The organism is Herbaspirillum sp. CF444, assembly GCF_000282135.1.
GTDB lineage: Bacteria > Pseudomonadota > Gammaproteobacteria > Burkholderiales > Burkholderiaceae_D > Herbaspirillum.
On sequence record NZ_AKJW01000083.1, the window covers coordinates 123,679 to 147,504 of the forward strand.

A 23,826-nucleotide genomic window follows, 5' to 3' on the forward strand; every position below is an offset into this window, starting at 1 on the left:
TCCTTCTTCGCTTTTTGCTTGTTGCCTACGCTGCATTGCAGCTACCACTTCCGCCGCAGCAGACCAGCGAAGCGCGCGCCCTGCACGATATACCGGCGCCACAGGCGGCGCGGTTCGGACGCCAGCCGCCAGGTCCATTCCAGGCCGCACTTCTGCATCCAGCGCGGCGCGCGTACCTTGAAACCAAGCGCAAACTCCATTGCCGCGCCCACACACATTACCACCCCGGCCTGCAATTGATCGCGCAGTCCGATTGCCCAACGCTCCTGCTTGGGCATGCCCAGACAGACGAATACCACTCCCGGTCGGGCCTGATTGACCCGCTGCAAAGCCTCCAATCCTTCCGCACCGAGCGGATCGAACTGCATCGACGGACAAAACAGCTCCACTTGCAAGCCCGGATAGATACGCGCAAACGCCGCATGCAACGCCTGCTCCTGCCCCGGCATGCCGCCGATCACATAAACCGGCACCTGTTGCGCGGCACAAGCCCGTGCCAGCGCGACAAACAAATCCGCCCCCGTAACCCGCTCAGGCAAGGGCTGCCCGGTAAGACGGCTGGCCCACACCAAAGGCATGCCGTCGGCAAAAATGAAATCGGCCTGCACATACAACTGGCGGAACTGCGGATCTGCATCCAGCCGCACCACATGATCCACATTCGGCGTGACGACGATCGCCGGCTTCCCGGCAGGGCTGGCGGCCAGTTGCATCAGACGTTGTGCGGCCTGATCAAAACTGGCAACACATATATCGATACCAAACATCCGACAAATCGGAAAATCCCCTGTTTTCATTTCTTCCTCACCCGAATGCAAGCAAACTTACCTCAATGCATTAGCTTGACCGAAGCCAATTTGATATTATTTTAACAATTTTCTACTAGTACCCCAATTTTTGATGATCATTGCCAGATAATTTTTTGCTTTTTGCATGCTGATGACACAGGATAAACAACACTGCGGCACACGCCAAGTGCATTTATGCCTGTCAAAATTGCAACAAACCAACTTCCTAGGACAGCCATGCCCGATACCGAACAACTGCCCCTGCAACCGGTAGCCGCAGCACCTGCGGTCAATCCTCACATTGTTCCTTTAGTGATCATTTCTCCGGTGCGCGACGAAGCCAAGTACTTGCGCCGCACCTTGGATTCGGTGGTGGCACAGACTTATCGCCCAATCGAGTGGATTGTGGTGGATGACGGCTCGGTGGACGCCACCCCCGACATCGTGCGCGAATATGCCGCGAAATACCCGTTCATCCGCCTGCTGCCGCGCCAGGACCGCGGGTTCCGCAAACTGGGCGGTGGTGTGATCGCCGCCTTCAATTTCGGCAAGGAACACATCCAGCACAGCGAATACCAATACATCGCCAAACTCGATGGCGATATGTCCTTCGGCCCGCTCTACCTGGAGCGCATGTTTCAGCGCCTGCAGATCGACCCCAAACTGGCCGCCGTATCCGGCAAAGTGTATCGCGACGAAGATGGCCGCTATATCGAAGAAACCCATATCGACGAACAGGTCGCCGGCCAGTTCAAGCTCTACAAGCGCAAAGCATTTGAAGACATCGGCGGTTTCGTGCAGCACCTGTCGTGGGATGGTATTGACGTCCATAGCGCCTGGATGAAGGGCTGGAAAACCTTCAGCTTTTACGATCCGCAAGCCTGGCTATGGCATCACCGGATTATGGGCTCGTCCGACAAGCATATCTATGAAGGCCGCCTGCGCTGGGGCCGGGCCATGTGGTACATGGGTTACCATCCGCTGTATGCGATTGCCGCCGGCATCAACCGCATGCGCGAAAAACCTGTGTTCATTGGCGGCCTGTTGATGATCTTCGGGTTCTTCTGGTGTTGGGTACGCCGTCAGCCCAGTTATGACAATATGGAATTCCGGCGTTACTTGCGGCAATGGCAAATGACGCGTCTGAAAAATACCCTGCTGGGCAAGAAATAAGCCCTGTCCGTCTGCACCAGGAGCGGGCGATCTCAACTACCGTGAAGTCTGAAGACCGGCTGCCATCCATGTGCAGCCCGTCGGTCTGCCGTGCGCAACGGCAAGCGGCAAACTGCTCCTCTGTGCAGCAGGGCCTGGCTTATTTCGCTGGTACCAGATCCGAGCGGATCATGATGCAATCGACTTCTACCAGGCGCGGGAAATGCCCGGCATTGTTCGGCACCAGGGCACTCAACGTGAAGCCGTGGCTTTCGTATACGGTAAGGGCCTCGCGGAAATCCACCGAATCCGCATACAGTTTGGCAATCGCCAGTTCGCTCTGCAGACCGACAAATTCCTGCACGATATTGGCCGAGCCTTTGAAGATGTTGACGTCGTAACCCTGGGTATCCATTTTCAGGAAGGGCCGGACAAAACCATATTCTGACTGCAGCCGGCGCAAGGTTTTCTCCAGGCGTTCGGTCTTGACTTCGATCGTTTCGCTGACCGCATTCAATTTGACAAACAAATTCACATCTTCATGGCTGGGAGTGCTCAGCGAACTGAACTGGCTCGATTGCATGACGTTGAATTGGGCGACGCCATCCTGATTCGAAATCGCCAGTTCGCTGATGATCCATTTATCGTCGCGCGCGGAACGCTGGCGCAGGACTGCGGCGTCACGCGGATTCGGCTCGAACGAAAAGATATGACCTTGATACCCGCCGCGACGCAGCATCTCGGCATATTGCCCCTGGTTCGCGCCGATATCGAAGACAGCATCGACATCCAGATATCGCAGCAGCTTTTTCAGCTGGATCTGCTCCCATTGAGCATACAGCCGTTGCGAATCAACGACATCGTGTTTCAATCTGGACAAGGCAGCTTTAATGGCTTTGATCACTATAGCCTCAATAATTTATGTGATTCCGGAAAAGGGAAATAGGCGTACGAAACGTACTGTGAGCGCTCAGTATGCCTCAAGCACCAACCGAAGTGCGCGTTGCTACGTGCTTGTCTCGGATAAGAAAAAAGCTGCCAGCGGCAGCTTTCTTGTTCATACAGGCCATCAGGCACGCGCCGTCGGTCGCAGTAATTCGAGAATATCGAGCAATTCGACACGCACCGCATCAATCTGGGCTGCATCCATCGACACTGACACTTCGGCCTCTTCCGGCAACACTTCCTGCCGCTCTTCGCCCATATGGCCGTCGAGCTTGTTGCGCGCACCGCTGATGGTGAAGCCTTGCTCATACAGCAACTCACGTATACGCCGAATCAGCAGCACTTCATGATGCTGATAATAGCGCCGGTTGCCGCGCCGCTTGACAGGCTTGAGCTGGGTAAATTCCTGCTCCCAGTAGCGCAGTACATGCGGCTTGACCCCACACAACTCGCTGACTTCACCGATGGTGAAATAGCGTTTCGCCGGAATCGGCGGCAATACGATTAGCGCAGGCTTGTTAACGCGTTCATTCATGGCTTACACGTTCAGACGACGATGGCAAACGGCTGATGACTTGACACTTCAACCATTTCCTTGAGTTTTTGGCTGGCATGAAAAGTCACCACGCGCCGCGCAGTAATCGGAATTTCTTCACCGGTCTTGGGATTGCGACCAGGCCGCTGCGGCTTGTCGCGCAACTGGAAGTTGCCGAAGCCCGACAGCTTGACCGCTTCGCCGCGCTCTAGCGCATTGCGGATTTCGTCAAAGAAAGTTTCGACCATATCCTTGGCTTCACGCTTATTGAGGCCGACTTGCTCGAACAACAGTTCGGCCAACTCGGCCTTGGTCAGCGTCGGAAGATTTTTTTCCGCTTGGGAGCGCACCTGCGACTCGAGTACGGCGCGCTCCAGATCGGCATCCAGTACAGACTGAAATTCACTTGAATTCACGTTGTTCATGACGAGAGGGTTGCCCGTTCCTTACCGGTTCTGAGTCTTATTTTGACTGTTATGGCAGTGGTGCCTAATTTACTGTTTTGAATACTATTTTGCTTATTATCTTGATTGCTCAAGATAATCATGCACGCATTTTGGCGACAAGCTTGCCCGTCGCGGCGGCGATTATCGCGCTCATCGCAACATCAACTTTGTCGTCCTGGAGTGTGTTTTGAGTATCTTGCAAGGTGAATCGGAAAGCAAGGCTTTTTTCGTCATTTTCCAAGCCTTTCCCTTGATATTCATCAAATAAAACAATGGCTTGGATGATTGCACAGGCGCTGTTATTTCGCTTTTCTTCAGCAAAAACATCGAACAATTCTTGCGCCCGAACCGCTTGCTTAACCACCAATGCCAGGTCGCGCGTGACCGCTGGAAATTTGGAAATCTCGACATACGTCGGCACCTTACGCTCTTGCAATGCTAACGCAGCAACGTCAAATACCACCGGGGCCAGTGGCAGATCATACTTTTGCTGCAAGCGTGGATGCAATTCGCCGATGATGCCGATATCCTGGCCATCGAGCTCGACCCGGGCCGACCGGCCCGGATGCAAGGCCGGATGTTCAGCCTGCACGAAGCGCAGCGTCCGTGGTGCAAACAAGGCTTCCAGGTCCGCCTTGACGTCAAAGAAATCGACATTGCGCGAGCTCAAGCCCCACTGCTCGTCAGCCACAGCGCCATAGGCCAGGCCGGCGACTTGTTTCGGTTGCTGGTAACCCGCTACTTGCAGCGGACCGTCCTGCACCTGGGTGTCGCGATGGAATACGGCGCCGACCTCGAACACGCGCACGCGATTGGCCTTGCGGTTGATGTTGTAACGTACGTTGGCGACCAGGCTGGCGATCAGCGAGGAGCGCATCACGTTCATCTGGCTGGCGATCGGATTGAGCAGCTTGATCGGCTCCAGGTTGCCGGCAAAATCAGCTTCCCATGCGCTGTCGACAAAACTGAAATTGACCACTTCCTGATAGTCGAGATCGGCCAGCAGATGACGCACGGCGAACAGCGAGCGGACGTTTTCCGGTGCGATCTTCATCGCGCTGGCGGCCACCGGCGGCAAGGCCGGGATGTTTTCGAAACCGTAGACGCGCGCGATTTCTTCGATCAGGTCTTCTTCGATTTCGATGTCGAAACGGAAAGACGGCGGCGTGACGGCGAACAAGCCCGGCTCTTGCGTGAATTGCAGGCCGAGACGCGTGAAGATGTTGGCGATCATGTCGTCGGTGATGTCCACGCCGATGACCTTGGTGGCGCGCGCAGTGCGCACCTTGACCGGCTCGCGCTTGGGCAGGTTGACGATCTGGTCGTCGACCGGACCGACCTTGGTGTCGGCCGTGCCGCAGATTTCGATCAGCAAGGCGGTGATGCGCTCGATGTGGTCCACCACGGTGGCGAAGTCGACGCCGCGTTCGAAACGATGGGCGGCATCGGTCGAGAAATTGTAGCGGCGCGCGCGGCCCTGGATCGCTTGCGGGAACCAGAACGCGGCTTCCAGATAGATGTTGGCGGTGTCGAGCGACACGGATGTCGCGTCGCCGCCCATGATGCCGGCCAGCGATTCGAGCTCCTTGTCGTCGGCGATCACGCCGACCCATTCGTCGACTTCCACGGTATTGCCGTTGAGGAGCTTGATCTGTTCGCCCTTCTTGCCCCAGCGCACGTCGAGGCTGCCGTGGATCTTGTCCAGATCGAACACGTGCGACGGACGGCCGAGTTCCAGCATGACGTAGTTGGAGATATCCACCAGCGCCGAAATCGGGCGCTGGCCGCTGCGCTCGAGGCGCTGCTTCATCCACTGCGGCGTCGATGCCTTGGCGTTCAGGCCGCGGATGACGCGACCGGCAAAGCGGCCGCACAGGTCCGGTGCGGAAATCCTGACCGGCAATTTTTCGTCGATACCGACGGCGACTTTCTGGAAGGTCGGTTGTTTCAGCGGTGTATCGGTCAAGGCCGACACTTCGCGCGCCACGCCCAGCACGGACAGGCAGTCCGCCTTGTTCGGCGTCAGCTTGATGGTGAACTTGAGATCGTTCAACAGGAAGTAATCGCGGAAATTCTGACCGACCGGCGCGTCGTCCGGCAGCTCGAGCAGACCGCCGTGGTCTTCCGACAGCTTCAGTTCGCGCGCGGAGCACAGCATGCCTTGCGACTCGACGCCGCGCAACTGGCCGACCTTGATCTCGAACGGCTTGCCGTCGGCGCCCGGAGGCAGCACGGCGCCGGCCATGGCGCACGGCACCTTCATGCCGACGCGCACGTTCGGCGCGCCGCAAACGATGTTGAGAATGGTGCCGGTCTTGACGTCCACCTGGCAGACGTTCAGACGATCGGCGTTCGGGTGTTTGGCGATTTCCAGCACTTCGCCGACCACCACGTTGGAGAACGGTGGCGCGACCGCTTCGACCTCTTCCACTTCCAGGCCCGACATCGTCAGCAAGTGCGACAACTCATCCGAAGTCATCTTCGGATTGACCATGGTGCGCAACCAGTTTTCAGAGAATTGCATGATTCAAACCTTCAGCTATGATCCGGGAATCCGGACAGTCCATACAGTTCGCAAGGCAGCGCGGATGACGATGATGATATTCGCGCCGGCCCCGCATCACAATGTTCAATTGAATTGTTTCAGAAAGCGCAAATCGCCTTCGTAGAACAGACGCAAGTCGTTGATGCCATAGCGCAGCATGGTCAGGCGCTCAAGGCCGGAGCCGAACGCGAAACCGATGTATTGCTCGGGATCGAGACCCATGTTGCGCACCACGGTCGGATGTACCTGGCCGGCGCCGGACACTTCCAGCCAACGGCCTTTCAGCGGACCGCTGCCGAAGGCGATGTCGATTTCCGCCGACGGTTCGGTGAACGGAAAATACGAGGGGCGGAAGCGCACCTGCAAGTCATCGGTCTCAAAGAAGGCTTTGACGAAGTTGAGATAGACGCCCTTGAGGTCGGCGAAGCTGATGTCTTCGGCGATCCACAGGCCCTCGACCTGATGGAACATCGGCGAGTGCGTCGCATCGCTGTCGACGCGATACGTGCGGCCGGGAGCAATGACCTTGATCGGCGGTTTGTTCATGCGCGCATAGCGCACCTGCATCGGGCTGGTGTGGGTACGCAGCAGCAGCGGTTTGCCTTGCGTATCGTTGCCTTCGATGTAGAAGGTGTCCTGCATCGAACGCGCGGGATGGTTTTCCGGGCTGTTCAGTGCGGAGAAATTGGTCCAGTCGGTTTCGATTTCCGGGCCGTCGGCGACGTCGAAGCCGATCGAACGGAAGATTTCTTCGACACGCTGCCACGAGCGCATGACCGGATGGATGCCGCCCTTGCCGCGACCGCGGCCCGGCAACGTAACGTCGATCGCTTCGGCGTTCAGGCGCTCTTGCATTTGCGCGTTGGCCAGTGCATCACGGCGCGCGGTCAGCGCATTCTCGATCTGCTCTTTGGCGGCGTTGATGACGGCGCCTTGCACCTTGCGTTCTTCCGGAGCCAGCTTGCCAAGGCCCTTCATTTGCTCGGTGATCTGGCCGGTTTTGCCAAGGTATTTGGCTTTGGCGTTTTCCAGGGCTGCGGCGTCGGGTGCGCCGGCAAAATCGGCCTGGGCCTGTGCAACGAGTTGTTCTAGGGAATTCATGCGGTAAGTCTCGCTCCATTCAGATGGAAGTCTGATAAATCCAAGAACCGTTCGGCTCTGACGACGAAGTCGAAAAAACAGTGAAATACTGAGATGTAAAACGACTACGGGGCACAGGTATTTCACCTCTGCCCCGCAGGATGTGCAGCGCCGTCCGAAACCGGACGACGACTGCAACATGGCTAATTACTTAGCGATGTTGGCTTTCACCTGATTGACAATCGCAGCGAACGCTGGCTTGTCAGTCACAGCCATATCGGCCAGAACCTTGCGGTCCAGTTCGATCGAAGCACGCTTCAGGCCGTTCATGAACACGCTGTATGTCACGCCATGCTCGCGAGCAGCAGCGTTGATACGGGCGATCCACAGTGCACGGAATACGCGCTTCTTGTTGCGGCGGTCACGGTATGCGTATTGGCCAGCGCGCATGACTGCTTGCTTGGCGATACGATAGACGGTGCTGCGGCGACCACGGTAACCCTTGGCTTGCGCCAGGACTTTTTTATGACGGGCACGTGCTGTTACCCCACGTTTAACTCTAGGCATAGTAGCTCCTTAGTGTGAGGTTAAGCGAACGGCAGCATTGCGCGAACGGATGTCATGTTAGTCTCATGGACTCCCACTGCACCGCGCAATTGACGTTTGTTCTTGGTGGTCTTCTTGGTCAGGATGTGACGTTTGAACGCTTGACCGCGTTTAACGGTACCGCCTGGACGGACGCGGAAGCGCTTTTTGGCGCTGCTTTTCGTCTTCATTTTTGGCATAACACTATCTGTCCTTTATTGGACAGCTCCATTTTTTGATGATTGCAGGTGGCAACAATACGCTGCTCTTGGATGCCTGCTCTCACTTATTGGCAGCAATTTTCATTGCTGCTTTTGCAGGAAACAAAACCACTGTTTCCCGACAAAATCTTCGGTTTCGCTACAGCTGACGCTTGCTGGACCGGAATACGCATCGCAAAGACCTGCCCTGCGATGCGCGAAAAAGCATGGCTGCTTTTTCTTGAATGTATTGCTGTTACTTCTTCTTCTTCGGCGCCAGGACCATGATCATCTGGCGTCCTTCCATCTTTGGAAACTGCTCGACCTGGCCAAACGGCTCCAGATCCGCCTTCAGGCGCTCCAACACGCGCATGCCGATTTCCTGGTGAGCCATTTCACGGCCACGGAAGCGCAAGGTGATTTTGGTCTTGTCACCCTCTTCCAGGAACTTGGTCAGATTACGCAGCTTGATGTTGTAATCGCCGTCATCCGTGCCAGGACGGAATTTGACTTCCTTGACCTGAATGACTTTCTGCTTCAGCTTGGCTTCATGAGCTTTCTTCTGCTCCTGATATTTGAACTTGCCATAATCCATCAGGCGCGCAACAGGAGGTTGGGCGGTCGGTGCGATTTCCACCAGATCCACGTTAGCCTCTTCCGCCAGACGGAAAGCCTCAGCCAAATTGACGATACCAAGCGGTTCGTTATTGACTCCGGATAAACGCAATTCCGGTGCAGTAATTTCACCGTTGATGCGATGCGACTTGTCAGTAGCTATTGCAGTTTCCTTTAAACGTCCAATAAATTAAGCCGTGCTCTTGCGCTGGAAGGAGCTTTGCTCCTTTAGGCTTTGGTTTCCACCTCGGTTCTGAGGCGTTCCACCAAGACGTCGATAGGCATGACACCCAGATCGACATTGCCCCGCGCACGCACGGCCACTGTGTTTGTATCGCGTTCTTTATCGCCGACCACCAGAATATAGGGCGGCTTCTGTAAAGAATGCTGCCGTATTTTATAGGTAATCTTCTCGTTACGCAAATCGGTGACGACTCTAAACCCTTGTTTTTTCAGCGTTTGCGCAACGTTTTTGACGTATTCGGCCTGCGCGTCGGAAATATTCAGGATGACAACTTGCTCGGGAGCAAGCCACAGCGGCATCGCGCCGGCATGGTTTTCGATCAGAATCGCGATGAAACGCTCCAGCGAGCCGACGATCGCACGGTGCAGCATGACCGGCACCTTGCGGTCGTTGTCTTCCGTGACATATTCCGCACCCAGACGCGCCGGCATCGAGAAGTCGACCTGCATGGTGCCGCACTGCCAGGAACGGCCGATAGAGTCTTTCAGATGATATTCGATCTTCGGACCGTAAAAGGCGCCCTCGCCCGGCAATTCTTCCCATTCGGTGCCGGAAGCGCGGATGGCTTCGCGCAAGGCGTTTTCGGCCTTGTCCCAGACGGCTTCTTCGCCGATGCGTTTTTCCGGACGCAGCGCCAGCTTCACGGCGACGTCGGTAAAGCCGAAGTTGGTATACACCTCGCGCACCACCTTGTTGAAGGCCGCGACTTCTTCCTGCACCTGATCTTCAGTACAGAAAATGTGGCCGTCATCCTGGGTAAAGCCACGTACGCGCATCATGCCGTGCAGCGCGCCGGACGGCTCATTGCGGTGGCATTGGCCGAACTCGCCGTAACGCAACGGCAGGTCGCGATAGCTGTGCAGGCCGGAATTGAAAATCTGGATATGGCCAGGGCAATTCATCGGTTTCAACGCATAGGCGCGGTTTTCCGATTCGGTCGTGAACATGTTTTCACGATAGTTTTCCCAATGGCCGGTCTTTTCCCACAGTGAGCGGTCCAGGATTTGCGGCGCCTTGACTTCCTGATAGCCGTTGTCCTGATAAACACGGCGCATATATTGCTCGACCTGCTGCCAGATCGACCAGCCCTTCGGATGCCAGAAAATCAAACCCGGCGCTTCGTCCTGGAAGTGGAAAAAGTCCAGCGCGCGACCCAGTTTGCGGTGATCGCGCTTTTCGGCCTCTTCCAGCATGTGCAGGTAGCTTTCCTGATCTTCCTTCTTGGCCCAGGCGGTGCCGTAGACACGCTGCAGCATCTCGTTGTTGGAATCGCCGCGCCAGTAGGCGCCGGCCAGCTTCATCAGCTTGAACACCTTCAGCTTTCCGGTGGACGGCACGTGCGGACCGCGGCACAAGTCGGTGAAGCTGCCTTCCGTATAGAGCGACACATCCTGGTCTTGCGGGATGGATTCGATGATCTCGGCCTTGTAAGCTTCGCCGATGGACTTGAAGTAAGCCACCGCCTCGTCGCGCGGCAATACCTTGCGGGTAACCGGCTCGTCCTTCTTGGCCAGCTCGGCCATTTTCTTTTCGATGGCGGCCAGATCTTCCGGCGTAAACGGACGCTTGTAAGCGAAATCGTAATAGAAGCCGTTGTCGATCACCGGACCGATGGTCACCTGCGCATCGGGAAACAGTTCTTTCACCGCGTATGCCAGCAAGTGGGCGGTCGAGTGACGGATCACTTCCAGGCCGTCCGCATCCTTGTCGGTGACGATCGCCAGATCGGAATCTTTTTCGATCAGGAAAGACGTATCGACCAGCTTGCCGTCGACCTTGCCGGCCAGCGCTGCCTTGGCCAGACCCGCGCCGATGTTGGCGGCGACTTGCGCCACGGTGACGGGCGCGTCGAATTGACGTTGCGAACCATCGGGGAGACGAACTGAAACCATTTTGAACTCCATCTCGGCATTTTTTGCCGACGCTTGATTTATAGAATGCGGAAAATAAGGACGAAAAAAAACGCGGACCAGCCGCGCTTTTTCAGAAGACGAAAAAGAACCCGACTAGCGTCGCGTAGAGACCTTGGTGGTAGTTCGCGGTGTCATAACCGGTGTGCCTTTCTCGCTCTTACATGCTGAATAGGGAATACTGCAAAAACATGATCACATCATGCACGTTAAGCGTGCAACCATGCAACATCGCGTAATTATAACAAATTAGTAGCGTTGTTACGCTGCTTTGCAGCGCACGGCCAAGAAAGCCCGCATACGCACCAGCGACCAAATGGACTCCCTGCGCCCGGCCAGGTCTGAAAAATCGCACCGAGGCCAAGCTACTTATTGAACGCGGCGCGCAGCTGCATGAAGAACGCAAGCAGCCAATACCAGGCCCTGCCCAAGAATGGCGCAGTATTTACGCGACCAGTCGCGCACGACACCGGAGAACGAGGCCTTGCGATCCTCGCTTCAAACAGTAGATCAACGCTCCACTCAGATTCGTCTGACCTATTTTCCACACCCGTGTAGGTAAAGTCTGACAGACAATGCGAACGCGGCCGCTCGATCCGGACTGCCGCTGCCCGATCCGGCAGACCCGATGCATGTCATAGAACTCATTTCACAAATCGGTCTGAGACGCGCTCTAGTAAACGTTAGTGATATCGGCCCACCGCGAACGTTACTATGCGATCCCTGCTAGGCATGTGCTGCATCAAGCTAACGGCTGGGCAGGCGAGACAAATGCGCCGGCACCTTAACGCGTTCTCGCTCGTCCGCAATGACACCATCGTATTCGCCACGCTCGATTCATCGCGTTCAATCGATGCCGACAACGTCTGTGAAGTACTGCTGATGACGGAAGCAATCAATGCAACCGCCACTCACATCAGCGTGCGCCACGTGGCTTGCACACCATGCACACGAGTGGCTCACCTACCTCAGCGGAACACTTTCCTGGCTTGTTATTCTCATCCGGCGCCCAGATCTTGGGCACCCAAGAAATCCAATTTGGTGCACCACAGCATCACAGTTAACATCTTGTGAATTATTAAAAAGCAAGATGTAACAAATCGTTTTTAATCTGAACCTACACAGCTCCTCTCTGGTCTCAATGTTGTCCTGCAACATGCCCTGAAAAACGCATTCGATGCGCCTCTTCAAAAGGACAGTTGACTTTGAATTGCTTTAGAACGTCAGTCAATAAATGACCAGGCTGACCCTACTTATTTTCTTGTACGGGCCACGGCCATTACTTGCTCAGTATTTGTTAAAGGAAGGACCATGCAAACAAACGTTCACTCGCAGTTCCTGGCCCCCGCCTTAAAGAATAGCTCCGTCGCGATAAGCGCCCATGCCATTCATTGCGTTCATTGCGAAACCTCCGTGCAATTCCGTTCATTATTTTTCGATTCAGATCTTTAGAATTCCTCGCGTGGTTATCGGTGACAAGCGTTCTGATTGCCGCTAGTGCATCTTGATGCAAAGCGATAACTGCGAGGCGGCGGCACGCACGTGCACAGCCGACACCAGATTTTTTTGATGCAATTGCCACCTGCCTGAATCATTCGAACGATTCCGAGCAATGGTCTCTCGTCGCGCTTAGAAAAACACAAAGCGGCTTATCGGCGTACATCCTTACTATTTTTCGGCCTGCTCGCCATGTAATGAGCAGTCGTAAAAATGGTCTGTGGTGTCGCAGTTACGCGTTTGTACGTCATTCTTTATGCCAGAAAGATCATTGATGAGCAGACCTATAAAAAGCCTCGTCGGAAGACGTGTCCTGTTTTGCGGTTTACCGTGGAAAAGCGTTCTTCTGATACCGATCTGCTCTTGCGCAGCAGCACCTGCCTTTGCCGGGGATGCTGTGCAGACCGACTACATTCCGTCGCCCGACATCGTTATCCCTACACCGGATGCCGTCACGCCGTATGTGGGTTACGGCATCAGCTATGACAGTAATTTGCTGAGATTGCCAAGTGCGGCGTCTGCGCAAACCGCGGGGATCGGCAGCAACTTATCCGATTTCACACGCAGCGCACTATTCGGCCTAACGGTAGACAAGACTTTCAGTCAGCAACACCTCACGGCTAATCTGAATGCCGCCAAAGTCGATTACGACAGATTCAGCCAACTCGATCATATCGACAAAAATGCAGCGCTGAATTGGAACTGGCATGCCGGTCAACAGTTTCAGGGCAATGTCGGCACCAGCTATACGCAAGGCCTGACACCTTTCATCAACTTCCATTTACTGGAACGTAATTTACGCACCACCGAGAAGTTTTACGCAGACGGCAGCTGGCTGTTAGGGCCCAGCTGGCGCCTGCGGGGCGGACTGGTGCACAGCAAGTTATGGTACGACCTCGCATCGCAACAGCCGGGCAACAACACCCAGAATCAAGAGGAACTGGGAGTGGACTACCTGGCTTCCAGCGGCAGTACCATCGGCCTGCAGCTGCGTCATACCAGAGCCGACTATCCCAATCCTGAATTGAACGGCGCCACCGCGGTCTTGAACGGCTATAGCCAGGACGAACTCAAGGCCAAGATCGATTGGCTGTTAACTGGCAAGACCACGCTGCATTTTCTGGGCGGCTGGGTGAGCCGCAAGCAGGATGAATTTTCTTCGCGCAATTTCAGTGGCATCAATACGCGCGTCTCCGCCGATTGGCTGGCCACGGGAAAAATTGCAGTGTCCGTCGCCGGCTGGCGGGAAATCGGTGCGATCGATGATGTCTCCGTCGTGTACTCACTGAATCACGGTGCCAGCATTGGATCGAGTTGGCAATATTCTGAACAGGTCCAGCTGGTGGCGCAATACAGATATATAGAGAGAAATTTCAACCAATCGTCCGAGCTGGGCGCCGCCTATCCCAACGACACGTTGCGCGACATGGCTCTGAGCCTGGTCTATAACCCGACCCGGAAATGGCGCATCCAGCTGTCCGGCACGCGTAGTACCCAGACCCTCCAGAATGCTTCGGGTGGCTACGTAAGCAACGGCGTGATGCTCACCACACGCTATACGTTTTGAGGTGACCGATCATGACCGAAAATGACATCCCCCTGGTTTCATTCTTCAAACGCCTGCTCGATCCGCTGATTATTCTTGGTTCCTTGTATCTGAGCATCTTGATACAGGACGAAGTATTCACGGGCAGCTATCTGGTGTTGATGATTATCGCCTTCTTCGTATCCTCCTATATCTACGAACAGATTGACCTGTATCGCACTTTGCACGTCGGTAAACAACATGCGTATGCCGTTGATATTTTTCTGGGATGGATGATCATCATCACTATTCTGGCGCTCATTGGACAAGGTACCGGCTTGCGCTATGATTTTTCTGACAAGGTCATCGCCATCTGGTTTGCCAGCGCGCCGGTTGCATTGCTGCTGAGTCGGTTGACTGCATATAAGCTGGCCTTCCACTTCGGCAAGCATCCGGAAGTACGCTCCGCGGTGATCGTCGGCACCAACGACCCTGAGGGCGGCATCCTTAGCCGTCTGGCATCGCAGGGCAAGGCAAGTCAGACTCTCGACATCCGCGGCTTCTTTGAAAATCCGGATGAATTGGCGAACCTGCACGCGCCTTTTTCCAGCCCTCACCTTGGTGCCATTGCCGAGGTCAGCGCGTATGTCCAGAAACACAAGATCAGAACGATCTTCATCTGCCTGCCCATGACGGAGCAACACAAAGTTCTGGCGCTGATGGAAGAATTGCGCGACACCACGGCCTCGGTCTATCTGGTGCCGGATATCTATACCCATGGTTTCATACAAGCTCGCCTCGATCATGTCGGCGGTGTACCGGTGATCGGCATCTGGGAAACACCCTTCACCGGCCTGCGCGGTGTCGTCAAGCGCGGCAGCGACATTGTTTTGGCATTAATGATCCAGCTCATGTTGTTGCCCATCATGCTGGTGATTGCCTGCGGCGTCAAACTTTCATCCCCCGGAAAAATCATCTTTGCTCAGCGCCGTTATGGCTTGAATGGCGAAGAAATCGTGGTCTATAAATTTCGTTCAATGACGGTCGCAGAAGATGGCGACAAAGTCGACCAGGCCAAAAAGAACGACGTTCGCGTTACCCGTTTTGGCGGATTTTTACGGCGCACCTCACTCGACGAATTGCCGCAATTTTTTAACGTGCTGCAGGGGCGTATGAGTATCGTCGGTCCACGCCCTCACGCAGTCGCACATAACGAGCTTTATCGAAAACTCATCAGCGGCTATATGTTGCGGCACAAGGTGAAGCCCGGCATTACCGGCTGGGCCCAGGTGAACGGCTATCGCGGCGAGACCGATACCCTGGACAAAATGCGTTCGCGTATTGCATACGACCTTGAATACCTGCGCAATTGGTCTTTGACGCTGGATTTATGGATCATCGTTCGCACTGTCAAAGAAGTCTTGAAAAAAGATAGCGCTTACTGATCCATAGCAAAAGAAGGATGGCAGGAGACATAGCTGCGATCGCATGCAGCGCTGGAGATCGATCCCGATGTGATGAATTTTTATCTGGAGAAGCATCATGCAAAGAACCAAGTTGTTGATGACCGTTTTATTTACCACTTCTTGCGGCGCCGCCAGCGCCGCCACGCCGCTTTTTGAAATCGATACAAACCAGGACAGGGGAACCTATGTGCAGGCCATCGATGCTTATCCAGCCAGCGTGATCAATCCACTGCCGGCGTTGCCAGGCAGCCGTGTAACGCCTTCCACGGGACGGGTTTCCGCTGCTTCTGTGGTCTTTGGCGAAACGGATGCCGCTAGAGATACTACGTCCCTGGGCGGCCAGCTGCTTGCGGTGGGCTATTCACCTGCCCTCAACAGTCCGCTGGAAGCGGCATCAACGACCTCCACACTGAATATTACGGATGATTCTCTGTTTTATTTCCTGCAGGATTTTCAGGCACAACCGCTGCAAAAACCTGCACGCTGGAGCCTGTTTCTACTAGGGATTGGCTTCTTGCTGTACCAGATCCGGCCGCGCTCGATGCGAGCTTCGATCGGCTTCCCGCCCGCATCGATATCGACTGCGCCAAGGGTTGCGTGATTTCATGCTAACCATGGCTCTTTATCCAATGGAGAAAATGCCGACTGCTTTTTCACAACGAAAGGCAGTCGGCATTGCGCTCTTGCTGACTGTCGTGAGCTTGTCGGCTTGCGGCGATAAGGAAAAAAATACCGGCAAAGTGCTGGCCCGTGTCGATGGCAAACCGATCACCGCGTTTCAGCTGGAAACCGAATTGAAGTATGCCGGCGGCGCCAAAGGCATGGAACAACATCCGCCAGTACGCGGGCAGGCACTGGAGGCCTTGATTGATCGTCAGATCCTGCTCGACGAGGCCATGCGCAACAAGCTCGACCGCAATCCGAAATTGATACAGGTCGTCAATCGTTTCAAGACCCAGGCGATTGTCCAGGCCTACCTGGAATCGATAGAGGCAAACCGGGGAAAACCGTCCAAGGCGGAAGTCGATGCCTATTTTAAAGCTCACCCGGAACTGTTTGCGAATCGGAAGATTTTCAATATCCAGCAGTTGAGTATTGTTGACCGCGACCTGAGTTTGCCGCTCAAGACAATGATGGATTCTGCCCGGTCCCTGGATCAGGTCGAAATCTGGTTGGAAAAGCATGCCATTGCCTATGACAAAGGCAAGCTTTCCTATACCAGCGGCGAATTGCCGCCCGACGTTGCCGAACGGCTTCAGAAGCTCAGGCGCAACCGTTTCTTTATCTTGAAAGACGGGCAGCGAGATCGGTTGTGCATGTTGATCGATTGGAAAGATAGTCCCGTCACAGAGGAAACCGCCTACCCGCAGATCGAGCGTTATCTGCTCAACAAAAAAATGCAGGAAGTCTCCGCAGCAGAAATTGCACGGCTGCGTTCTGCGGCGAAGATCGAATACGTCGAGAAACCCGCTGCGTTGATAGTTGAGAACACATCAACTTTAGTCATGACCTTGCCCGGCCAACCAGAGACTGCCGTCGCCAGTGCCCACGCCGTGCATGAAGACCACCATTTTGTCCAAGATAAATCCATCGCTGAAATCACTAAATAAGGTACAGGATGAATATGATGAAACCACGATTTCCTCAAGCCATACTGGCAGTCTGGTTGCTGCTTCTTTGCTGCACTTCCGCGTTCGCAACAGATACGCCATTGGGAGCCGGCGATACCGTGAAAATCTCGGTCTTCGGCAATCCAGATCTGAGCCTGGAAACGCAAGTCAGCGATGCTGGCGACATCACCTTTCCCATGATCGGCAATGTCGGTGTCGGCGGCTTGTCTGTCCCCGACGCCGAAAAGAAAATTTCCGCGCTGCTGACGCAAGGTGGCTTCCTGCATAAAGCACAAGTCAATATTCTGGTCACCAAAGTGCAAAGCCAGATGGTGTCGGTGCTAGGGCAGGTCTTGCATCCCGGACGCTATGTCATCAGCGGCCAGCGCAAGGTAACGGACATGCTGGCGATGGCCGGCGGCGTCGGCCCCGACGGCGGCGATACCGTCACCGTCATTGGCATGCGCAATGGCCAGTCCAGCAAACAAGTGATCAATCTGGCTCAAATAGTTCATTCACCCGATATGACATCGGATCTGGAATTGCGCAACGGCGACACGGTGTATGTCGATCGCGCGCCGAAATTCTATATCTACGGTGAAGTGCAGCATCCCGGCGGCTACCGGCTGGAAGCCGAGATGACTGTGCTGCAGGCCCTGTCCGTGGGCGGCGGATTGACCCCGCGCGGCACCGAACGCGGCCTGCGGATAAAACGCCGCGATGCCAGCGGCAATCTGCAAATGATCGACGCAAAGAACAATACGGTGCTACAGGCAGATGACATTGTGTATGTGAAAGAGAGCCTGTTCTGATGCACGCCGCTATCGAACTATTCTTTCGCCGCCATTTTTCGGCCTGCACCAGGACGGAGCTGCCATGACTTTTTTTCAGATACGGACCATCGTCCGCACGCGCTACAAACTCATTCTGACGACCTTGCTGATCGTGATCGCGGCGACCGTCGCGGTGAGCCTCGCATTGCCAAAAACCTATCGGGCAACGACCTCATTGCTGCTCAACTACAAGGGCACCGACCCCGTCTCCGGTCACGTTCTGGCGGCGCAACAGGTATCCGGATACATGGCGACCCAAATGGACATCGTCACCAGCAGGAGCGTAGCGCTGAAAGTGGTTGACAATCTGGGGCTGGCCGACGACCCCAATGCCCAAAAACGCTTCCAGAAGGTCGCCAATGGCAACGTCCCAATGCGCGACTGGTTAGCCGATTCCTTGTTGAAGATGGTAGAGCTGGCACCTTCGAGGGAGAGCAGCGTGATCGAAATCAGCGCCAAAGGCAGCGATCCGAGATTCGTTGCCAGCGTTGCCAACGCCTTCGCCGCAGCCTATCAGCAGATCAACTTGCAGATCAAGCTGGCCCCTTTGCAGCAGGCTTCGCAGTATTTCTCGACGCAAGTCAAGACCTTGCGTAGCGCTTTGGAACAGGCGCAAAACAAACTCTCCAAGTATCAGCAAGATCACGGTATCGTCAGCACGGACAGCAGTGTCGACGTCGCCACTGCACGTCTGAACGAATTGTCGACCCAACTGGTCCAGGCCCAGAGCCAGGCCATCGAAGCATCCTCGCGCGGCAGCCAGGCCATGGGCCGCGATGGCAGGGATTCGCCGGATGTGGCGAGCAACATGCTGATCCAAAATCTGAAAGCGTCTTTGGCGCAAGCGCAAGCGAAGTTCGCGATGCTGTCGCAAAACCTGGACCACAACCATCCTCAGTACCAGGCCGCCAAAGCTGAAGTCGACAGATTGCAGGCCGCACTAAATAACAGCATCAGTTCAACCAATAACAGCGTGGCCAATAACGGCCGTATCTTGCGCCAGCGCGAAGCAGAAATACGTGCAGCCTTGGATGCACAGACTACCAAGCTGCTGCAGATGAATCGGGCGCGCGATGAATTGTCGGTGCTCAGCAAGGATGTGGAGAACGCCCAGCACGCCTATGACGCTGCCGCGCAGCGGCTGGCCCAGACCGACCTGGAAGGTAATGCCAACCAATCCGATGTGGTGCTGCTGAATCCAGCCGTGATCCCAGCACGACCGGCCAGCCCGAATATCGCGCTCAATGCCGTGCTGGCAGTATTGCTTGGCGCCACGTTGGGCCTGGCACTGGCGATCCTGGCTGAACTGACCAACCGGCGCGTGCGATCCAGCGACGACTTGCTGACCGTATTGCAAGCGCCAGTGCTGGGAGCCGTCGCCTGGAAAAAACCGGTACGCAAGTCTGGATTTCCAAATATGTTTTTATCGCATTGATCGCCATACATCCAGACCAGCTTGACAGGGAGCCCACATGAACAAACCTATGCATTCCATACTGAGCACCGCCAACACAGCGTCATCATACAAGGACTCGCACATCGGCCACATGCTGGTTGAGCAAGGCAAGCTCACACTGCAGCAGGTCGAAACGGTGCGTCTGATGCAAAAACGCGAGGGCCTGCGTTTCGGCGAGGCGGCAAAACGTCTCGGCTTGATCTGTGAAGATGATATCCAGCAAGTGTTGTCGCGTCAGTTCGACTATCCCTACCTGCAAGATGGCAGCGGCAATTTTCCATCGACGCTGATCGCCGCTTACCGTCCGTTCAGCGTGGAGGTCGAAGAATTGCGTTCAATACGCAGCCAGCTGATGTCGCGCTGGTTCAGCGCCAGCCGCAAGAAACTCGCCATTGCCAGTGTCAACTCTGGCGACGGCACCAGCTTGCTGACAGCCAACCTGGCCGTGGTCTTTGCGCAACTGGGAGTACAGACGCTGGTGGTCGATGCGAATTTGCGTGCCCCGCGTCAGCATCATATTTTCAATCTGCCGACCCAGAGCGGATTAGCCGATGTCTTGGCTGGGCGCAGCGACCTGAACATGATCGAGATGATTGATTCATTTGTCGATCTGTCGCTGTTACCAGCCGGATCGCCCGCCCCCAATCCGCAGGAATTGCTCAACCGCGCCAGCTTCAATGCGATCAATCAAACCCTGTGCGAACGCTTCGACGTCGTCTTGTACGACACCCCCGCGTTGCTCAGCGCGGGCGATGCCTTGGCTGTCGCCGCGCGTGCCGGTGGCGTATTGCTGGTGATCCGCAAAGACCATACGCGGATCAGCGATCTTGCCAACGTCAGCGATCAGTTGCGGCACAGCGGCGCCGAAATCGTCGGTTCTGTCATGGTGAGTTTCTGATGGACGGGAGCCAGATCATGCAGCCGGGGCAGATGGCCGGCAGCCCGGCTCAGGCTCAGCTCCGTCTGGCCACACCGGCTTTCTGGATACTGCTGAGCGCGCTGACTTATCAGGCCTTGCTGTGCGCGATTCACACCAATCTGCACAACATCTCCATGACCGATGTCGCGCTGGCCGAAGCGGTCATCTATCTCGCCTGCATCGTCATACTGGCGCGGCGCGTCCAGCTCGAACTGCTGGTCATCGGCAGTCTCACGGCGGCCTATCTGTTGCTGTGGGCAATCTTGCGCAATCAGCTCGATCCCAAGGGATTCCGGGATGTGATGATTCCCATCCTGTTTTATGGCCTGGGGCGGCAACTGGGCAGCGTGCCATACGCCGACCGCCTGCTGAAGTGGATGATTGCACTGGTGCTGGTGTTCGGTTTTTTCGAATTGTTTTTACTGGACTGGTTTTCCCGCATCTTCAATATCTTTTCCTACTACGTGAGCCAGGGCGGTCTGGCGGCAGGTTCCAACTGGGCCAAGGATAGCGTACTGGGATTGAACGGCATCCGGCCGGAAGGAATCGGCCGCACCATCTTGCCATCCCTGCTCGGCAACCATCGCATCTCGTCCATTTTTCTGGAGCCGGTATCGTTGGGAAATTTTGCCGTCATCGTCGCTGCCTGGGGGCTGGTCAAGAGCCGCGAACAGATCAAGGAGACGGCTTTTTTCGTGCTGGCTGCCGCCGTCATGATCGCCTTGAGTGACTCGCGCTACGGCATGATTACAGTGGCGCTTCTGGTGCTGCTGCGTTGCCTGCCTCTGGGGAAACACCACGCATGGATGATGCTCTTGCCGGCGGTCTGCGTTGCCCTGCTGATTTTTCTGGCAACTTATTTTGGCACCCAGTATGGCGACAATATCGTCGGCCGCCTGTATGTCAGCGGTCGGACCTTGCAGAGCCTGGACCTGCCCATGATCTTCGGCCTGGATGGCTTCAACACCAATTACGGCGACATGGGCTATCCCTCCCTGCTCACCCGACTGGGCTTGCTGCTCTGCCTGTTTCTGTGGGCCGCGTTCTGGATGATCAACATGCAGGACCCGCGCGGCGCACGTCTGCGCGCATCCGTCACGGTCTATATCTCACTAATTCTATGCGTCAGCGGAACGTCTCTTTTTGCATTAAAAACTGCCGGAATTTTATGGTTTCTGATCGGCTGCATGGCAAGCCGTCAGAGTGATGAAAAGGAAAATCGACATGCCTATTAAAGTCACACATATCGTGCGCCAATATGCCCCCTCCATCGGTGGCATGGAAAATGTGGTTCAGAATATTGCCCGCCTGCAGCGCGAGCAGCACGGACAGCTTCCCAGGATAGTTACGCTCAATCGCCTGTTCAGGAACTCTGCCGAACTGCTCGAACCGGAAGCCTTGATCAACGGCGTCGGCGTCGTGCGACTGCCGTATCACGGTACCAGCCGATACCCCTTTTGCCCGCAAGTTCTGGGGCATCTGGAAGACGCCGATGTAATACATGTGCATGGCATCGATTTCTTCTTTGACTACCTGGCCGCTACCAAACAACTGCACAAACGGCCGCTGGTGGCATCCACGCATGGCGGTTTTTTTCACACCAAGTTTGCATCCGGGCTCAAGCGGCTCTATTTCAATACCATCACGCGCGCTTCCTGCATGGCTTACGACAAGATCATCGCCACCAGCGACAACGACGGCGATATTTTCCGCGACATTGTCAAATCGCCGAAACTGAGTGTGATCGAGAACGGCGTCGATGTCGAGAAATACCGGGATCATTCGTCAGTTGAATCGACCCGGACGCTGATCTATTTCGGCCGCTGGTCGGCCAACAAAGGCTTGCTGGAAATGCTGGACCTGTTCAAACAACTGGCCACGCGCGAATCTGGCTGGAAACTGATCATCGCCGGCCGCGAATACGATCTCGGCGCGGAGCAATTGCGGGACTTGGTGGTGCAACAGCATTTGACGGCGGCCGTGCAGATTGTTGCGAATCCTTCCGATCATGAATTAGCGGCCTTGATCCGCCAATCCAGCTATTTCATCTGCCTGTCCCGGCACGAAGGTTTCGGCATCGCGCCGATTGAAGCAATGAGCGCCGGACTGATTCCGATATTGAGCGATATTCCGCCGTTTCGCCATCTGCTCGAACACGCCCCCGCCGGTTTAGTACTGACGCAAGAAAATGTGGCGGCCAAGGTTGCGCAAATAGCCAGGCTGCACGAAGAAATAAGGTCTGATTACGCACGCCGGCGCGCGCAAGTGCAGTCGTTCGTCGAACGCTATAGCTGGCGGCGTATCGCGACCAAGTATGTCGACGTCTATCAAGACTTGCTGAATTGATGGTGGCAGCGATGGATCAGCCAAGAAATCACGACAGAATCGACGCCATCACGGGATTGCGTGGCATGGCCGCACTGCTGGTGGTGTATGGCCACAGCGTGGAATGGTTTGCACTGCCATGGAAAAACCATTTATCCGGAGAACTCGGCGTGATGATTTTCTTCTCGCTCAGTGGTTTTTTGATGGCCTATCTATATCTGGACAAGCAATTCTCGATCACGACAGTCACTGAATATGGCATCCACAGATTTTCCAGAATTGCGCCTGCTTATTTGATCATTTTGCTGGCGTCCTTTTTCATCTATACACAGCTTGATCCGCATTTTGTCTACAACATATCTGAACAAAACATCCTGCGCCATCTGCTCTTCTCGGGCAACGTATCGGTATTCTGGAGTATCACGCCCGAGGTTGAATTCTATTTCCTGTTTGTGTTGTTCTGGGCTGCCGTCAGCCGCTACCGGAGCCGGAGGGAGCTGTTCCCGCTACTGCTGCTGGTGCTGTGCAGTCTGATTTTGTTGTCGTATCGGGCTTCTTTTCCAGGCACCTTCCTGGGCTCGAAACTGCATTATTTTCTGTTCGGCGCCGGTGCCGGCATGCTCCGCTCGGTCGTCAGATCCGATCAGCAGCGAGACCGCACGTCACTGAGCTTGCTGCATGCCGTGCTGGCCGTCTCGCCCATATTGATTCTCTGCGGCTGGCTGCCGCTGGCTTTTTCCAGCAACAACACCTTCTATGACAGCGTTCTGAGCGCCGTTTTCGGTGCCTTGATCGTGTTTTGCCTGTCGTTTCCATCCGCACTCGGGGCGATCGTTTTTGAAAACAAATTCATCCTCTTGTGCGGGGAATGCAGTTTTTCCATTTATCTGCTGCACATGCCCGTGATTTATCTATTTCATCAGTGGCATCCGGAACCCTTGCAATCCCCCCTGCAACTCTTGTTACTGGCGCCGTTTATCGCGCTGGTCCTGCTGTTTTCCTGGCTCAACTATCGCTTCGTCGAGCGCCCCGGAGCACGGCTCATCAAATCCACGGGGAAGACTCTGCAGCACAAAGTCCTGCCATTTTTTGCGCTGGCGGACGACACCCCCGCTGTGCCTACCGAAAGTGAGATCAGATGATAAAGCTC

21 protein-coding genes are annotated in these 23,826 nt (G+C 55.3%); 11 read left to right on the top strand and 10 right to left on the bottom strand.

The annotated features are described in order from the left end of the window. Positions 1-41: 41 nt before the first annotated feature. Positions 42-797 (bottom strand): WecB/TagA/CpsF family glycosyltransferase, encoded by a 756-nt coding sequence (locus PMI16_RS19615; RefSeq protein ID WP_007882741.1) that lies wholly within the window; start codon positions 795-797, stop codon positions 42-44. 228 nt (positions 798-1,025) lie between these two features. Between PMI16_RS19615 and PMI16_RS19620 the strand changes: the two genes are divergently transcribed. After that, positions 1,026-1,961 (top strand): glycosyltransferase family 2 protein, encoded by a 936-nt coding sequence (locus PMI16_RS19620; protein ID WP_007882742.1) that lies wholly within the window; start codon positions 1,026-1,028, stop codon positions 1,959-1,961. A gap of 139 nt (positions 1,962-2,100) precedes the next feature. Here the strand turns inward: PMI16_RS19620 and PMI16_RS19625 are convergent, their stop codons facing one another. The 9 genes from PMI16_RS19625 to thrS all read right to left on the bottom strand — a co-directional run bounded on the left by PMI16_RS19625 (position 2,101) and on the right by thrS (position 11,027). Further along, positions 2,101-2,844, bottom strand: coding sequence for an FkbM family methyltransferase (locus PMI16_RS19625; RefSeq protein WP_007882743.1), 744 nt, complete (start codon positions 2,842-2,844; stop codon positions 2,101-2,103). Between the two features lie 165 nt (positions 2,845-3,009). Continuing rightward, positions 3,010-3,420, bottom strand: coding sequence for a MerR family transcriptional regulator (locus PMI16_RS19630; protein ID WP_007882747.1), 411 nt, complete (start codon positions 3,418-3,420; stop codon positions 3,010-3,012). A gap of 11 nt (positions 3,421-3,431) precedes the next feature. After that, positions 3,432-3,845, bottom strand: coding sequence for an integration host factor subunit alpha (locus tag PMI16_RS19635; protein WP_007882749.1), 414 nt, complete (start codon positions 3,843-3,845; stop codon positions 3,432-3,434). Between the two features lie 118 nt (positions 3,846-3,963). Then, on the bottom strand, positions 3,964-6,390 hold the full coding sequence (gene pheT, locus PMI16_RS19640; protein WP_007882751.1) for a phenylalanine--tRNA ligase subunit beta: 2,427 nt from the start codon (positions 6,388-6,390) through the stop codon (positions 3,964-3,966). A gap of 105 nt (positions 6,391-6,495) precedes the next feature. Continuing rightward, the gene (gene pheS / locus PMI16_RS19645; RefSeq protein ID WP_007882753.1) at positions 6,496-7,512 is read right to left on the bottom strand and encodes a phenylalanine--tRNA ligase subunit alpha; all 1,017 of its coding nucleotides are present in this window, start codon (positions 7,510-7,512) and stop codon (positions 6,496-6,498) included. Positions 7,513-7,698: 186 nt separating this feature from the next. Continuing rightward, complete coding sequence (gene rplT / locus PMI16_RS19650; protein WP_007882754.1) at positions 7,699-8,058, bottom strand: 50S ribosomal protein L20; 360 nt, start codon at positions 8,056-8,058, stop codon at positions 7,699-7,701. A 20-nt stretch (positions 8,059-8,078) separates the two neighbouring features. Then, entirely contained in the window at positions 8,079-8,276 is a 198-nt protein-coding gene (gene rpmI / locus PMI16_RS19655) for a 50S ribosomal protein L35 (protein WP_007882755.1), read from the bottom strand. A 256-nt stretch (positions 8,277-8,532) separates the two neighbouring features. Continuing rightward, positions 8,533-9,078, bottom strand: a complete 546-nt coding sequence (gene infC / locus PMI16_RS19660; RefSeq protein WP_237719910.1) for a translation initiation factor IF-3 — start codon at positions 9,076-9,078, stop codon at positions 8,533-8,535. 41 nt (positions 9,079-9,119) lie between these two features. Further along, entirely contained in the window at positions 9,120-11,027 is a 1,908-nt protein-coding gene (gene thrS / locus PMI16_RS19665) for a threonine--tRNA ligase (RefSeq protein ID WP_007882757.1), read from the bottom strand. Positions 11,028-12,816: 1,789 nt separating this feature from the next. Between thrS and epsL the strand changes: the two genes are divergently transcribed. The 10 genes from epsL to PMI16_RS19715 all read left to right on the top strand — a co-directional run bounded on the left by epsL (position 12,817) and on the right by PMI16_RS19715 (position 23,818). Then, positions 12,817-14,109: an XrtB/PEP-CTERM-associated polysaccharide biosynthesis outer membrane protein EpsL gene (gene epsL / locus PMI16_RS19670; RefSeq protein ID WP_237719902.1), complete on the top strand. Its 1,293-nt coding sequence runs from the start codon at positions 12,817-12,819 to the stop codon at positions 14,107-14,109. Between the two features lie 11 nt (positions 14,110-14,120). Further along, positions 14,121-15,512 (top strand): undecaprenyl-phosphate glucose phosphotransferase, encoded by a 1,392-nt coding sequence (locus PMI16_RS19675; protein ID WP_007882767.1) that lies wholly within the window; start codon positions 14,121-14,123, stop codon positions 15,510-15,512. A gap of 97 nt (positions 15,513-15,609) precedes the next feature. Further along, positions 15,610-16,134 carry a hypothetical protein gene (locus PMI16_RS19680; protein ID WP_007882768.1) on the top strand — a complete coding sequence of 175 codons (525 nt, stop codon included), beginning with the start codon at positions 15,610-15,612 and terminating at the stop codon, positions 16,132-16,134. Positions 16,135-16,138: 4 nt separating this feature from the next. Further along, positions 16,139-17,143, top strand: coding sequence for an EpsD family peptidyl-prolyl cis-trans isomerase (locus PMI16_RS19685; protein ID WP_237719903.1), 1,005 nt, complete (start codon positions 16,139-16,141; stop codon positions 17,141-17,143). Between the two features lie 14 nt (positions 17,144-17,157). Continuing rightward, complete coding sequence (gene epsE, locus PMI16_RS19690) at positions 17,158-17,955, top strand: polysaccharide export protein EpsE (protein WP_007882780.1); 798 nt, start codon at positions 17,158-17,160, stop codon at positions 17,953-17,955. A gap of 64 nt (positions 17,956-18,019) precedes the next feature. After that, entirely contained in the window at positions 18,020-19,411 is a 1,392-nt protein-coding gene (epsF, locus tag PMI16_RS19695) for a chain length determinant protein EpsF (protein WP_007882782.1), read from the top strand. Positions 19,412-19,448: 37 nt separating this feature from the next. Further along, positions 19,449-20,330, top strand: a complete 882-nt coding sequence (gene epsG, locus PMI16_RS19700; RefSeq protein WP_007882792.1) for a chain length determinant protein tyrosine kinase EpsG — start codon at positions 19,449-19,451, stop codon at positions 20,328-20,330. Beyond that, entirely contained in the window at positions 20,330-21,586 is a 1,257-nt protein-coding gene (locus PMI16_RS19705) for a hypothetical protein (protein WP_034381333.1), read from the top strand. Before epsG ends, PMI16_RS19705 begins: the two co-directional genes overlap by 1 nt. After that, positions 21,576-22,697 (top strand): glycosyltransferase family 4 protein, encoded by a 1,122-nt coding sequence (locus PMI16_RS19710; RefSeq protein WP_007882796.1) that lies wholly within the window; start codon positions 21,576-21,578, stop codon positions 22,695-22,697. The genes PMI16_RS19705 and PMI16_RS19710 overlap by 11 nt, the downstream gene beginning before the upstream one ends. Positions 22,698-22,708: 11 nt before the next feature. Next, the gene (locus PMI16_RS19715) at positions 22,709-23,818 is read left to right on the top strand and encodes an acyltransferase family protein (protein ID WP_034381391.1); all 1,110 of its coding nucleotides are present in this window, start codon (positions 22,709-22,711) and stop codon (positions 23,816-23,818) included. Positions 23,819-23,826 lie beyond the last annotated feature (8 nt).